This is a genomic window from Geodermatophilus sp. SYSU D00710 (assembly GCF_054050195.1).
This window is the reverse complement of sequence record NZ_JBJGYX010000028.1, coordinates 1-13,502: the sequence shown is the minus strand read 5'-3', so window position 1 is coordinate 13,502 and position 13,502 is coordinate 1. Positions and strand designations below refer to the sequence as shown.

15 protein-coding genes are annotated in these 13,502 nt (G+C 75.4%); 8 read left to right on the top strand and 7 right to left on the bottom strand.

The window, feature by feature from the left end:
* Window positions 1-19 precede the first annotated feature (19 nt).
* Window positions 20-1,486, bottom strand: coding sequence for a GTPase HflX (gene hflX, locus ACI78U_RS14130; RefSeq protein ID WP_456875958.1), 1,467 nt, complete (start codon window positions 1,484-1,486; stop codon window positions 20-22).
* Window positions 1,487-1,641: 155 nt separating this feature from the next.
* On the opposite strand from hflX, the gene ACI78U_RS14125 reads away from it, so the two are divergent.
* Window positions 1,642-1,845 (top strand): hypothetical protein, encoded by a 204-nt coding sequence (locus tag ACI78U_RS14125; protein ID WP_456875957.1) that lies wholly within the window; start codon window positions 1,642-1,644, stop codon window positions 1,843-1,845.
* Here the strand turns inward: ACI78U_RS14125 and dapF are convergent.
* Genes dapF through ACI78U_RS14110 form a run of 3 tightly spaced genes read right to left on the bottom strand, consistent with a single transcriptional unit; the run spans window position 1,842 to window position 4,338 of the window.
* A complete protein-coding gene (dapF, locus tag ACI78U_RS14120) occupies window positions 1,842-2,729 on the bottom strand; it encodes a diaminopimelate epimerase (protein ID WP_456875956.1) in 888 nt (295 codons plus the stop codon). The two genes, ACI78U_RS14125 and dapF, sit on opposite strands and share 4 nt — an antisense overlap.
* On the bottom strand, window positions 2,726-3,646 hold the full coding sequence (gene miaA / locus ACI78U_RS14115; RefSeq protein WP_456875955.1) for a tRNA (adenosine(37)-N6)-dimethylallyltransferase MiaA: 921 nt from the start codon (window positions 3,644-3,646) through the stop codon (window positions 2,726-2,728). The genes dapF and miaA overlap by 4 nt, the downstream gene beginning before the upstream one ends.
* Window positions 3,643-4,338 (bottom strand): hypothetical protein, encoded by a 696-nt coding sequence (locus tag ACI78U_RS14110; protein WP_456875954.1) that lies wholly within the window; start codon window positions 4,336-4,338, stop codon window positions 3,643-3,645. The genes miaA and ACI78U_RS14110 overlap by 4 nt, the downstream gene beginning before the upstream one ends.
* A 40-nt stretch (window positions 4,339-4,378) precedes the next feature.
* On the opposite strand from ACI78U_RS14110, the gene ACI78U_RS14105 reads away from it, so the two are divergent.
* Together ACI78U_RS14105 and ACI78U_RS14100 are read left to right on the top strand one after the other, a co-directional pair.
* Window positions 4,379-5,887 carry a DUF349 domain-containing protein gene (locus tag ACI78U_RS14105; RefSeq protein ID WP_456875953.1) on the top strand — a complete coding sequence of 503 codons (1,509 nt, stop codon included), beginning with the start codon at window positions 4,379-4,381 and terminating at the stop codon, window positions 5,885-5,887.
* Between the two features lie 22 nt (window positions 5,888-5,909).
* Window positions 5,910-6,611: an alpha/beta fold hydrolase gene (locus tag ACI78U_RS14100; RefSeq protein ID WP_456875952.1), complete on the top strand. Its 702-nt coding sequence runs from the start codon at window positions 5,910-5,912 to the stop codon at window positions 6,609-6,611.
* Window positions 6,612-6,630: 19 nt separating this feature from the next.
* On the opposite strand, the gene miaB is transcribed toward ACI78U_RS14100, so the two are convergent.
* Window positions 6,631-8,088 carry a tRNA (N6-isopentenyl adenosine(37)-C2)-methylthiotransferase MiaB gene (gene miaB / locus ACI78U_RS14095; RefSeq protein ID WP_456875951.1) on the bottom strand — a complete coding sequence of 486 codons (1,458 nt, stop codon included), beginning with the start codon at window positions 8,086-8,088 and terminating at the stop codon, window positions 6,631-6,633.
* Between the two features lie 121 nt (window positions 8,089-8,209).
* Between miaB and ACI78U_RS14090 the strand changes: the two genes are divergently transcribed.
* From ACI78U_RS14090 to ACI78U_RS14070, 5 genes are all read left to right on the top strand, one after another.
* A complete protein-coding gene (locus ACI78U_RS14090; RefSeq protein WP_456875950.1) occupies window positions 8,210-8,965 on the top strand; it encodes an amino acid ABC transporter ATP-binding protein in 756 nt (251 codons plus the stop codon).
* 16 nt (window positions 8,966-8,981) lie between these two features.
* Entirely contained in the window at window positions 8,982-9,872 is an 891-nt protein-coding gene (locus ACI78U_RS14085; RefSeq protein WP_456875949.1) for a glutamate ABC transporter substrate-binding protein, read from the top strand.
* 85 nt (window positions 9,873-9,957) lie between these two features.
* Window positions 9,958-10,608: an amino acid ABC transporter permease gene (locus tag ACI78U_RS14080; protein WP_456875948.1), complete on the top strand. Its 651-nt coding sequence runs from the start codon at window positions 9,958-9,960 to the stop codon at window positions 10,606-10,608.
* A complete protein-coding gene (locus tag ACI78U_RS14075) occupies window positions 10,605-11,519 on the top strand; it encodes an amino acid ABC transporter permease (protein WP_456875947.1) in 915 nt (304 codons plus the stop codon). Before ACI78U_RS14080 ends, ACI78U_RS14075 begins: the two co-directional genes overlap by 4 nt.
* A 63-nt stretch (window positions 11,520-11,582) precedes the next feature.
* A complete protein-coding gene (locus tag ACI78U_RS14070) occupies window positions 11,583-12,116 on the top strand; it encodes a hypothetical protein (protein WP_456875946.1) in 534 nt (177 codons plus the stop codon).
* Between the two features lie 9 nt (window positions 12,117-12,125).
* Here the strand turns inward: ACI78U_RS14070 and ACI78U_RS14065 are convergent, their stop codons facing one another.
* Together ACI78U_RS14065 and ACI78U_RS14060 are read right to left on the bottom strand one after the other, a co-directional pair.
* Window positions 12,126-12,815, bottom strand: coding sequence for an MBL fold metallo-hydrolase (locus tag ACI78U_RS14065; RefSeq protein ID WP_456875945.1), 690 nt, complete (start codon window positions 12,813-12,815; stop codon window positions 12,126-12,128).
* Window positions 12,816-12,886: 71 nt separating this feature from the next.
* Window positions 12,887-13,502: regulatory protein RecX (locus ACI78U_RS14060; protein WP_456875944.1), on the bottom strand; the 616-nt coding region annotated here is incomplete at its 5' end.

Sequence of the window (13,502 nt, the reverse complement as noted above, 5' to 3'; positions counted from 1 at the left end):
GGGCGAGCGCCGCGGCCGGTCAGCCGACCGGGACGGCGAACCGCTCCAGCGCCGCGGCCAGGCCGCCGTCGACCCGCGCGCTCAGCCGGGTGCCATCCGCCTCGTGCTGCTCGCTCAAGACCTCGCCGTCGCGGTGGACGCGGGCCACCAGGTCGCCGCGGTCGTAGGGCACGAGCACCTCGACCTCGACGTCCGGGTGCGGCAGCCGGGCGGCGACGACCTCGCGGAGCCGCTCGATGCCCTCGCCGGTCCGCGCCGAGACCCACACCGCGCCGGGGAGCGCCCGGCGCAGGGTCAGCACGTCGTCCTCGGTCATGGCGTCGACCTTGTTGACGACGATCAGCTCGGGCACCGCCGCGGCGTCGATCTCGCGCAGCACCACGTGCACCGCGTCGATCTGGCCGAGCGGGTCGGGGTCGGAGCCGTCGACGACGTGCAGCAGCAGGTCGGCGCCGGCCACCTCCTCCAGCGTCGAGCGGAAGGCGTCGACGAGCTGGTGCGGCAGGTGCCGCACGAACCCGACGGTGTCGGTGAGGGTGTACTCGCGGCCGTCGGGCGACTGCGCGCGGCGCACCGTCGGGTCGAGGGTGGCGAACAGCGCGTTCTCCACCAGCACGCCGGCACCGGTGAGCCGGTTGAGCAGGCTGGACTTGCCGGCGTTGGTGTAGCCGGCGATCGCCACGCTCGGCACGGCGTTGCGGCCGCGCGCCGAGCGCTGGGTCGCCCGCGCGGTGGCCATGCCGGCGATCTCGCGGCGAAGCCTGCTGACCCGCGACCGGATCCGCCGCCGGTCGGTCTCGATCTTCGTCTCACCGGGACCGCGGGTACCGATGCCGCCACCACCGGCGACGCGGCCACCGGCCTGCCGGGACAGCGACTCACCCCAGCCGCGCAGGCGCGGCAGCATGTACTGCATCTGCGCCAGCTCGACCTGGGCCTTGCCCTCCCGGCTGGTGGCGTGCTGGGCGAAGATGTCGAGGATCAGCGCGGTCCGGTCGACCACCTTGACCTTGAGGATCCGCTCCAGCGCGTTGAGCTGGCCGGGGGTCAGCTCGCCGTCGCAGATCACGGTGTCGGCGCCGGTCGCGGCCACGATGTCGCGGATCTCGCCGGCCTTTCCCGAGCCCACGTAGGTGCCGGCGTCGGGCTTGTCCCGCCGCTGGCTCACCGCCTCGAGCACCTCCGAGCCCGCCGTCTCGGCGAGCGCGGCCAGCTCGGCCAGCGACCGGTCGGCGTCGGCCTGGGTGCCCTCGGTCCACACGCCGACCAGCACGACGCGCTCGAGGCGCAGCTGCCGGTACTCGACCTCGCTGATGTCGGCGAGCTCGGTGGACAGGCCCGCCACCCGGCGCAGCGCGCCGCGGGCCTCGAGGTCGTACGAGCCGGTGGTGTCGTCGGTGTCGTCGTCCCACTGGCCGGCCGGCGCGGGACGGGGGTCGACGGCCTGCTGGTCGTCGATCGGAGTGCTGCGGGAGGCGGTCGTCATCGCGTCCAGCGTGACACGCGCGTCGTCAGTGGTCACCTGGGTTGTCGTCTGTGCAGTCGTCATACACCGGGTGCAACACCGGAACGGGTCAGGTGCATCCCGCCGGGAGCCGGGTAGGTCGGGACCGTCCGCAGCACCGACGAGAGGGGCACCCCGTGAGCACCAGCAGTGACGCCGGCGTCGAGGACCCGGGCCGCGACCCGGCCGGCCTCGAGGTCCCGCGCAACCTCTTCGGCGGCGCCGACCAGGACACCGGGGCCGGCACGCCGCGCGGCACCGGCAACGTCGGGCCCGGTGACAAGCCCGAGGCGCCCACCGACGAGCCCGAGACCCGCGCCGACACCCCGGACAACCCCTAGGAGCCGAGCCACTCCCGGGTCAGGTCGCCGGTGGCCACCACGACGGCGGGGCCGCGCAGCACGGTCGTCTCGGGGGTGACGTCGACGGTCAGCCGGCCGCCGGGGACGTCGACGACGACCGTGCCGCGCTGCGGCCCGTCGGACCCGGCGGCCAGCGCGGCGTAGGCGGTGGCGCAGGCGCCCGTCCCGCACGAGCGGGTCTCCCCCACCCCGCGCTCGTGCACCCGCAGCCGCACGTGCGCGTCGGCGCCCTCGACGTCGGCGGCGAGGACCCGCACGAACTCGACGTTGACGCCGTCGGGGAACAGCGCGGGGTCGAACCCGGGCTGCGCGGTGAGGTCGAGCGCGTCGAGGTCGGCGTCGGTCAGGCAGACCAGGTGCGGATTGCCCATCGACACCGCCTGGCCGGCGAACACCTGGCCGGCCACGGTCGCCTCGCCGCGGCCGAACGGGCGCGCCGGGCCCATGTCCACCCAGTAGGTGCCGTCGGGACCCGCGCCGACCCGTCGCGGCCCGCCGCGGGTGCCCACGAGGACCCCGTCGGCGCAGGCCGCGCGGTCGAGCAGGCCCTCGGTCACCAGGGCGTGCAGGAACAGCCGGATGCCGTTGCCGCACATCTCCGCGTGCGAGCCGTCGGCGTTGCGGTGGTCCATGAACCACTCACACGCGCCGAGCTGCTCGCCGAGGACGGCGGGGGCGTCGGGCACGTGCACGCTGCGGACCACCCGCAGCACGCCGTCGCCGCCGAGGCCCGAGCGGCGCGCGCACAGCCGGCGGACCAGCGCGGCGTCGAGACGGTCCTCGGGCCAGCGGTCCCCGTCGGGGTCGGGCAGCACGACGAAGTCGTTCTCGGTGCCGTGCCCGAGGAGGAACCGGTCGCTCACCGGCCGATCGTACGGCCGGCGAGCAGCGCGCCGACGGCGTCGGCGAGGTCGGGTCGGCCGGCGTCGAACCACGTCGTCGTCGCGTCGCGGCGAAACCAGGACCGCTGCCGCCGCACGAAGCGGCGGGTGGCGCCCACCGTGCGCTCCCGCGCCTCGTCGGGGGTGAGCGTGCCGTCGAACTGGGCCAGCACCTGCGCGTAGCCCAGCGCGCGGGAGGCGGTGGGGCCCTCGCGCAGCCCCTGCTCCACCAGCGCCTCGACCTCGGCGACGAAGCCGGCGGCCCACATGCGGTCCACGCGGTCGGCCACGCGCCGGTCCAGCTCGGCGGGCTCCCGGTCGAGGCTGACCACGACCGCCGGGTAGTGCGGCCGCGGCTCGGGCAGCGTGGCCCGGAACGGCCCGCCGGTGAGCTCGACGACCTCCAGCGCGCGCACGATCCGCCGGCCGTTGGACGGGAGGACCGCGGCCGCCGCGGCGGGGTCGAGCGCGGCCAGGCGGGCGTGCAGCGCGGCCGGCCCGACGTCGTCGAGCTCGGCCTGCAGCCGCGCGCGCACCGCCGGGTCGGTGCCGGGGATGTCGAGGTCGTCGAGGACGGCCCGCACGTACAGGCCCGACCCGCCCACCAGCAACGGCAGCACACCGGCCGCGCGCAGCCGGTCGATCTCGGCGCGGGCCATCCGGGCGTACTCGGCCACCGACGCGGTCCGGCGCACCGGCCAGACGTCGAGCAGGTGGTGGGGCACGCCGCGCCGTTCGGCCGCGTCGGGCTTGGCCGTGCCGATGTCCATGCCGCGGTAGAGCTGCATCGAGTCGGCGTTGACCACCTCGCCGCCCAGCGCCAGGGCGAGCTCGACGGCCAGCGCGGTCTTGCCGGTGGCGGTGGGCCCGACCACGGCGAGGACGGGCGGGAGGGTCACCGGCCCTGCCACGAGGCCACCAGGTAGCCGACGCCGAAGGGCGCCTCGTCGGCGAGCAGCCGCGCGTCCACGACGCCGCCGGCCAGCAGCGCGCCCACCGCCCGCCAGACCGGGACGCCGGCGGCCAGCAGCCGCTCGCCCTCGGCGGCGTCCAGCGCGGCGAGCGCGGCGGCGTCCCCGGCGGCCAGGGCCGCGGCGACGGCGGCGTCGAACGGGGCGGCGGCGTCGTCGAGGTGCCCGGGCGCCTTGACGCTGCGGCGGGCCGAGCCGTCACCCATCGCCAGCACGCCCACCGGGCCGGCGAGCCCGGCCACCACCTCGGCGAGGTCGCGCGGGCCGACGCCGACCCGGGCGCCGGTGTGCCCGGCGGCGTCGAGCAGCCAGGCGCCCACGGTCAGGCCCAGCGGGGTCCGCCGGCCGCCCGGGCGCACCCGCCCGGACAGCGGCACCTCGAGGTCGACGCCGTAGCCCCGCAGGTCCCCGCCGTCGCCGGGGCCGTAGCGGCCGTCGACGTCCGGCGCGACGAGGACGACCACCTCGGGGCGGGCGGCGAGGACCCCGTCGACCGCGTCCGCGCAAGCAGCGCGCAGGCCCGCGGTGTCGGCGGCGGCCCGACCGGCCACCTGCGGGAGCAGCAGCGGGGGGCACGGGCAGAAGGCGACCGAGACCGGTCCGGCGGGCGGGCTGCTCACCGCAGCAGTGTCGCCGATGCGGCGTGGGACACTGCGGTGCGTGTCGAGCACGGAGAACCCCGGAACCGGGTCGCAGCAGGTCCCCTCCCCCGAGACGGCCGGCCCGGACGCGGTCACCCCCGAGGCCGGGACGCCCGCCGCGCCCACCCCCGAGGCGGCCGCGCTGGCCGACCCGACGGCCGCCGGCCCCGCGACCGAGGCGGCGGCCGAGGGTCCGGCGACCGAGGCGGCGGCCGCGACGCCGGAGACCGAGCCGGCGGCGACGCCGGAGATCCCGGCCGTCCCCGAGCGGGCCGCTCCCGTCCCCACCGCGCCCGAGCCGACCGTGACCGCCACCTCCGACCCCTCGCGCTGGGGCCGGGTCGACGAGGACGGCACCGTGTACGTGCGCACCGCCGACGGCGAGCGCGCGGTCGGCTCGTGGCAGGCCGGTGACCCCGCCGCGGGCCTGGCGCACTTCGCCCGCCGCTTCGACGACCTCGCCACCGAGGTGTCGCTGCTCGAGGCGCGGCTGCGGGCGCACACCGGCAACCCGGCGGAGATCAAGGCCAAGGTGCAGGCCCTGGCCGACTCCATCCCGACCGCCACCGCCGTCGGCGACCTCGACGGCCTGGCCGCCCGGGCCCGCGCCATGATCGGTGCCGCCGACACCGCGGCCGCCGAGTCCCGCGCCGAGAAGGCCGCCGCCCGCGCCGCGCAGGTCGCCCGCAAGGAGGCCCTGGCCGCCGAGGCCGAGCAGATCGCCGCGGAGTCGACGTCGTGGAAGGCAGCCGGCGACCGGCTCAAGGCGATCGTCGAGGAGTGGAAGACCATCCGCGGCATCGACCGCAAGACCGACGAGGCGCTGTGGTCGCGGTTCGCCGCGGCCCGCGACGCGTTCGGCCGGCGGCGCGGGGCCCACTTCGCGGCGCTCGACGTGCAGCGCGGCGAGGCCCGCGCGGCCAAGCAGGAGCTCATCGCCGAGGCCCAGCGGCTGTCGACGTCCACCGAGTGGGGTCCGACCAGCGCGGCCATGCGCTCGCTGATGGACCGCTGGAAGGCCGTGCCGCGCACCGGCCGCGACGGGGACGACGACCTGTGGAAGCAGTTCCGCGCCGCCCAGGACGTCTTCTTCACCGCACGCGCCGAGTCCGACAAGGCCCGGTCCTCCGAGCAGCTGGCCAACCAGCAGGCCAAGGAGGAGCTGCTCGCCGAGGCCGAGAAGCTCGACCCCGCGACCGACCTGCGCGGCGCCCAGGCGGCGCTGCGGCGCATCCAGGAGCGCTACGACGCGATCGGCCACGTGCCGCGCGGGGCCATGCGCTCACTGGAGGACCGCATGCAGGCCGTCGAGCACCGGATCCGCGGTGCCGCCGACGCCGGCCGGGTGCGCACCGCCCCGGAGAACCCGATGGTCACCTCGATGCGGGCGGCGGTCACCAAGGCCGAGGAGCAGCTGACCAAGGCCGAGGCCGCCGGCGACGCCCGCCGGATCGAGGAGGCCCGCGCGAACCTGGCCACCCGGCGCGAGTGGCTGGCCGAGGCGGAGCGGTCCGCTTCCCGCCGCTGACGCGCACCGGCCGGGAGCGGCGGTGGCGGTCTTCGTCCTCGTGCACGGGGCGTGGGGCGGCGCCCACGGGTTCCGGCACGTGCGCCGCCTGCTCGCCGCGGCGGGGCACGAGGTGTTCACCCCGGCCCTGACCGGCGTCGGTGAGCGGGTCCACCTGGCCAGCGCGCAGGTGGACCTCACCACGCACGTCACCGACGTGGTGAACCAGGTCCTCTACGAGGACCTCGACGAGGTGGTGCTGCTCGGCTTCTCCTACGGCGGCATGGTGGTGGCCGGGGCGCTGGAGACGGTGGGCGACCGGGTGCGGTCACTGGTGTACCTGGACGCGTTCGTCCCGTCGGACGGCGACACCGTGTACGGGCTGCTCGGCGTCCCCGCCCCCGGTGCGGGGCCGGGGACCCCGTGGCTGGTCGAGGGCCCGGCGCGGGCCTACGACGACCCGGCGGAGGAGGCGTTCTCGACTCCTCGGCGGACGCCGCAGCCGCTGGCCTGCTTCACCGAGCCGGTGCGGATGTCCCGCGCGCTGGAGGACTGGCCGTTCCGGCGCACGTACGTCCGGGCGACCGCGGTCGAGCCGGCCGCGGTGACGAACGCGGCGTTCGACGCCGCCGCCGCCCGCGCCCGGGCCTCGGGCTCCTGGGACTACCGGGAGATCGCCACGACCCACCTCGTCGCGCAGAACCGGCCGCGCGAGCTCGCCGAGCTGCTGCTCGAGCACGCCTGACGCGAGGCGTGTGGCGACCTCAGGCCGGGGCGCCGACGCGCGGCATGCCCAGCAGCACGCCGGGAGTCGTCGGCCGGGTGCCGGCCTCGTGGGCGTCCCCGGCGCGGGTGCGCCGGTGCGACAGCAGCGGGCCGTCGGCGACCAGGTGGTGCGGCGCGGCGGCGGTGACGACGGTCTCGACGACGTCGCCCGGGCGGACGCCGGCCTCGGTACCGCCGGCGAAGTGCACCAGCCGGCCGTCGCGGGCCCGGCCGCTCATCCGGCCGGTGCGGGCGTCCTTGCTGCCCTCCCCCGCCGCGACCAGCAGCTCGACGGTGCGGCCGACCTGCGCGCGGTTCTCCGCCCAGCCGATCTCGTCCTGCAGCGCGGTCAGCCGCAGGTACCGCTCCTGCACGACCTCCTTGGGCAGCTGCCCCTCCATCGTGGCGGCCGGCGTCCCGGGGCGCTGGGAGTACTGGAAGGTGAAGGCGCCGGCGAACCGGGCCCGGCGGACCACCTCGAGGGTCTGCTCGAAGTCGGCCTCGGTCTCGCCGGGGAAACCCACGATGACGTCGGTGGTGATCGCCGCGTCGGGCATCGCCGCGCGGACGCGGTCGATGATCCCGAGGTAGCGCTCCTGCCGGTAGCCGCGGCGCATCCGGCGCAGCACCTCGTCGGACCCGCTCTGCAGCGGCATGTGCAGCTGGTGGCAGACCGCCGGGGTCTCGGCCATCGCGTCGATGACGTCGTCGGTGAACTCGCGCGGGTGCGGGCTGGTGAAGCGGACCCGCTCCAGGCCCTCGATCCGGCCGGTCGCGCGCAGCAGGTCGGCGAACGCGCCCCGGTCGCGGAACTCCACCCCGTAGGCGTTGACGTTCTGGCCGAGCAGCGTCACCTCGAGGACGCCCTGGTCGACCAGCGCCTGGACCTCGGCCAGGATCTCGCCGGGACGGCGGTCCTTCTCCTTGCCGCGCAGCGCCGGGACGATGCAGAACGTGCAGGTGTTGTTGCACCCGACGCTGATCGACACCCAGCCCGCGTAGGCGGAGTCCCGCTTCGCCGGCAGCGTCGACGGGAACACCTCGAGGGCCTCGGCGATCTCCACCTGGGCCTCGGCGTTGTGCCGCGCGCGCTCGAGCAGCGCCGGCAGCGACCCGACGTTGTGCGTGCCGAAGACGACGTCGACCCACGGCGCCCGCCGCACGATCTCGCCGCGGTCCTTCTGCGCCAGGCAGCCGCCGACGGCGATCTGCATCCCCGGGTGGGCGTCCTTCACCGGGCGCAGGTGGCCGAGGTTGCCGTAGAGGCGGTTGTCGGCGTTCTCCCGCACCGCGCAGGTGTTGAGCACGACGACGTCGGCGTCCTCGCCGTCGGGGGCGGCGGCGTAGCCCGCGGCCTCGAGCAGCCCGGACAGCCGCTCGGAGTCGTGCACGTTCATCTGGCACCCGTAGGTGCGCACCCGGTAGGTGCGCTGCGGGCTGTCGACCTCGGTTCCCATGTCGCCTGCGAGGGTACGGCGCCGCGCCCGGCCCCGGCGGTCACGGGCGGTGACGGCACTCGTTACTGGTTCGTGACGGTCCCGGGACGCTGCCGCGTCCGGGCGGCAATAGGGTGCCCCGGTGACCAGCCAGCAGACCGGAGCACCGCTCGTGGAGCTGACCGGCGTCAACAAGTGGTTCGGCGACCTGCACGTGCTGCAGGACATCGACCTCTCGATCGACCGCGGCGAGGTCGTCGTCGTCATCGGACCGTCCGGCTCGGGCAAGTCCACGCTGTGCCGCGCCATCAACCGGCTGGAGAGCATCCAGAAGGGCGAGATCCGCATCGACGGCCAGCGGCTGCCCGAGGAGGGCAAGGCGCTGGCACGGCTGCGCAGCGACGTCGGGATGGTCTTCCAGAGCTTCAACCTCTTCGCGCACAAGACGATCCTCGAGAACGTCACGCTCGCGCCGGTGAAGGTGCGCCGGCAGTCGCGGTCCGAGGCCGAGCGGCGGGCGCGTGAGCTGCTCGACCGGGTGGGCGTCGGGCACCAGGCGGACAAGTACCCCGCGCAGCTGTCGGGCGGCCAGCAGCAGCGGGTGGCCATCGCCCGCGCGCTGGCGATGGACCCCAAGGTCATCCTCTTCGACGAGCCGACCTCGGCGCTCGACCCGGAGATGATCAACGAGGTCCTCGACGTCATGACCTCCCTCGCCCGCGAGGGCATGACGATGGTGGTCGTCACCCACGAGATGGGCTTCGCCCGCCGGGCGGCCAACCGGGTCGTCTTCATGGACGGCGGCCGGATCGTCGAGGCCGCCGACCCGCACACCTTCTTCACCAGCCCGCGTTCGGACCGGGCCCGTGACTTCCTGTCCAAGATCCTCGAGCACTGACCCACGGGAGGAACCCATGCGCAGCACCCGGAAGCTGGCGGCGTTCGCCGCACTCGGCCTGACCCTCGCGGCCTGTTCCAGCGAGGCGGGCAACCAGGCCGCCGAGGAGGAGGCCAGCGCGCCCACCGTCGCCGAGGAGGTCGACTTCGAGCCGGGCACGACGATGGCCGAGCTGTCGGAGGCGGGCAGCATCACCGTCGGCACCAAGTACGACCAGCCGGGCTTCGGCCTGCTCAACCCCGATGGCGAGCCCGAGGGCTTCGACGTGGAGATCGCGAAGATCGTCGCCGGTGAGCTCGGCATCGCGCCCGAGGACATCGAGTGGACCGAGACGGTGTCGGCCAACCGCGAGCCGTTCATCCAGAACGGCCAGGTGGACATGGTGGTGGCCACCTACACCATCAACGACACCCGCAAGCAGGTCGTCGACTTCGCCGGCCCGTACTACATCGCCGGCCAGGACATCATGGTCGCCGCCGGCAACCCCGAGGGGATCCAGGGCCCCGAGGACCTCGCCGGCAAGACGGTGTGCTCGGTCGAGGGCTCCACGCCCGCCCAGAACATCCGGGACAACTTCCCGGAGGCGAACCTGGTCACCTACGACGTCTACTCCAAGTGCGCCGACGACCTGGCCAACGGCGCGGTGCAGGCCGTGACCACGGACAACGTCATCCTCACCGGCCTGGTGGCGGGCAACCCCGAGGGCTTCGAGCTGGTGGGCAACCCCTTCACCGAGGAGCCCTACGGCATCGGCCTGCCCAAGGGCGACGAGGAGTTCCGCACCTTCGTCAACGACGTGCTCGAGGAGGCCTTCGAGGACGGCCGCTGGGCCGAGGCCTGGGACCGCACCGCCGGGTCGATCACCGGCGAGGAGGCCCCCGAGCCCCCGACGGTCGACCGCTACTGAGCACCGGGACGCCGCCGGGCGGGACCTCCCGCCCGGCGGCGTCCCGCCGTGTCCCCGACGACCGACGACCTGACGGCGAGGCGCCATGGGCTTCCTGAGAGACAACGCCGACCTGCTGTGGAGCGCGTTCCTGACGACGCTGTCCCTGGCCGTCGTCAGCGGCCTGTGCGCGCTGGTGATCGGCACCGTGCTCGCCGGCATGCGGGTCAGCCCGGTCCCGCCGCTGCGGGGGCTGGCCACCTTCTACGTCGAGGTGTTCCGCAACACCCCGCTGACGGTGGTCTTCTTCTTCCTCGTCTTCGGCATCGTCCAGATCGACCTGTCCTTCCCGAGCCGCTTCATCGCCGCGGTCGCCGCGCTGTCGACCTACACCGCCGCGTTCGTGTGCGAGGCGCTGCGCTCGGGGATCAACGCCGTCCCGCCGGGCCAGGCCGAGGCCGCCCGCGCCCTGGGACTGGACTTCGGGCAGAGCCTGCGGACCATCGTGCTCCCGCAGGCCTTCCGCACCGTCGTGCCGCCGCTGGGCAACGTCTGGATCGCGCTGGCGAAGAACACCTCCATCGCCGCCGGTTTCGCCGTCGCCGACCTCACCGCGGCGCTGCAGCGGTTGTCCAACGCCAACGCCGACCAGCTGCTGCTGGTGTTCGCCGCCATCGTCGCCGGCTACCTGGTGATCACCCTGCCCTCCGCGTGGGTCATCCGGGTCATCGAGAAGAGGGTGGCGATCGTCCGATGAGCGCGCCGACCGTCCTGTTCGACCTCCCGGGGCCGCGGGCCCGCCGCCGCCAGCGCATCGGCACGGTCGTCGGCGCGCTGCTGATCGCCGGCCTGGTCGCGCTGGCGCTGTGGCGGCTGGGCGCCAACGGCCAGCTGGACCCCGACCGCTGGGCGATCCTGTTCGACCCGGCCGCCGGCGTGCCGCAGGCCCTGGGCGAGGCGCTGCTCAACACCCTCGCCGTCGCCGCCGTCGGCATGGTCGCGGCCACCGTCCTGGGCGCGCTGCTCGCGGTCGGCCGGCTCTCCGACCACGCGTGGGTGCGCGGGCCCGTGGCGGTGGTCATCGAGTTCTTCCGCGCCGTCCCGCTGCTGGTGCTGATCCTGTTCTGCCTGCTGTTCCTGCCCACCATCGGCGTCCCGATGACCGCGTTCCGCGCCCTGGCGCTCGGGCTGACGCTCTACAACATGGCCGTGCTCGCGGAGATCTTCCGGGCGGGCATCCTGTCGGTCGACCGTGGCCAGCGGGAGGCCGCCTTCGCGCTGGGCATGCGCAAGACGCAGGTCATGACCCTGGTCCTGCTCCCCCAGGCGGTCCGCCGGATGCTGCCGGTGCTGGTGGCCCAGCTCGTGGTGCTGCTCAAGGACAGCTCGCTGGGCTTCATCGTCGGCTACGTCGAGCTGCTGCGGCAGGCGCGCAGCCTCGTCGAGTTCTTCAACTTCCAGTTCGGCAACATCTACACGTTCCAGCTCTACGTGGCCGCCGGGCTCATCTACATCATCGTCAACGTGCTGCTCTCGCAGCTGGCCAAGTACGTCGAGAAGCGCACCCGCAGCAACCGCAAGACCGCGGGCGCCGGCGACGTCGGACTGGCCGAGGTGCAGATGGACGGCAGCGGCGGGGGGCTGGTGACCGAGGCGGGCGGCCGGTAGGACCCGGTTCCGGACCGCGGACCGGAGGTACCGCCGGTCCGCAGGTCTGCCGATGACAGTCCCGTGGACACCGCTCTCCGCCCCGTCGTGCCGCCGCTGCCCTCGATGGTGCGCCTGCCCGGCGGGCAGGCCGACGCCGCGCAGGAGTTCGTGAACCGGCTCCGGGCGGCCGCGCCGCGGTTCGCCGACGCGGCCGGCGCGGGCTCCGCCGTCGTCCGGGAGGTCGTGCCGCCGGCGCGGCACCGCCGGGCCCGCTGCCGGGTGGTCCTGCGCCTCACGGTCGGCGGCGAGCGCGACGTCACCTTCCTCGGGCCGGTGAGCCGTCCCGCCGTGCTGCCCGACCGCACCTTCGAGGCGCAGATCCAGCAGTGGCTGGCGGCCGCCCCCGCCGACCAGGCCGCCGGCTGGGTCGCCGACGACGAGGCCCCGGACGGGCGCGCGGTCGACCTGACCGCGTGGACGGCGCCGTCGGCGACGGTCACGCAGTTGCCGACGGCGGCCATGCCGGTGCTGAGCGCGGCTGCTCCCGGCGCGAGCCGTGCCGGCGCTGCCGGGCTGCCTCCCGAGGCGGTGGCGGCCGTGCCCGCGGCCGGCTGACCGGTCCGCTCAGCCGAAGGGGTCGGTGGCCGCCCGCAGCGCTGCGGCAGCACCACCGACGACGGGCAGGCCGTGGCCGGGGCAGACGACGTCGGCCTCGAGCGCGGCCAGGCGCTGCAGGGACGACCAGGCCTGGGGTCGGTCGACGTTGAACGGCCCCAGGACGAGCTCGCCGTGGAACTCGACGACCGTGTCGCCGGTGATCAGCACGCCCGCCTCGGGCAGGTGCACCGCGATGCTGCCCGGCGTGTGCCCCGGGACCCCGACCACGACCACACCGCTGTCGAGGACGTCGCCGTCGGCGACCGGATCGACGGGCCGGCAGGCGGGCGCCGGCGGCACCTCCGCCGAGGCGATCGCGTACAGCTCCTGCTCGGCGGGCGTGACCACCGCCGCCGGGCCCGGCCGGTCGCGCTGGACGACCGGCACGTCCGCCGCCCCGGCGAGCACCGGTGCACCGCTCCAGGCACGCATCGCGTCGGCCGAGCCCATGTGGTCGTCGTGGAAGTGGGTGAGCACTATCCGGCGCACGTCCTCGCGTCGCAGGCCCAGGTCGGCCAGTGCGTCGGCGATGACCGGAGCGCTGCCGGCCGGGCCGGTGTCCACGACGGTGAGGCCGGACTCGCCGCGCCAGAGGTAGGCCTTGCTCATCCCGAGCGCCAGCAGGTGCAGCCCCGGGACGATCTCGGTCGCGCTCATGAGGGGAAGCTAGGCCCCGGGACGCCCCGTGCGGGTGTCGTCCGCGGGGAGCGCGAACGACCCGTGCCGGGTCAGTCGTCCCCGGGGTGCCAGGTCGGTCCGTCGGGGCCGGGATCCTCGGCGCCGAAGCCGGTCTCGTCCATCACGTCGCGGACCACGGCCGCCGCCAGGCCGCCGCTGTAGCCCTTGCGGGCCAGCATGCCGATCAGGCGGCGGGTGGCGGTGGCCCGGTCGACCCGGCGGAGCGCGGGCAGGCGGCGCTCCACCAGCCGGCGGGCGGCGGCGCGCTCGTCGTCGTCGTCGACCTCGGCGAGGGCCTGCTCGGCCTCCTCGCCGTCGACGCCCTTGGCCCGCAGCTCGGCGCGCAGCGCCCGCCGGGCCAGGCCGCGGCCGGCCTGCCGCGAGGTCACCCAGGCCCGGGCGAAGGCGGCGTCGTCGATGAGCCCGACCTCGCCGAACCGGTCGAGGACCGCGGTCGCCGCGTCCTCGGGGATCCCCCGGCGGGCCAGCAGGTCGGCCAGCTGCTGCCGCGTCCGGGCCGCGCCGGTGAGCGCCCGCAGGCAGATGGCCCGGGCCACCGACTCGGGATCGCCCGGCTCGTCGGAAGGATCCCCGGTCCCGGCGTCGCGCTCGGCCGGGAGCGGCACAGCGGCGGCCGGGCCGTCCGGGTCAGGGGACGGCCCGGAC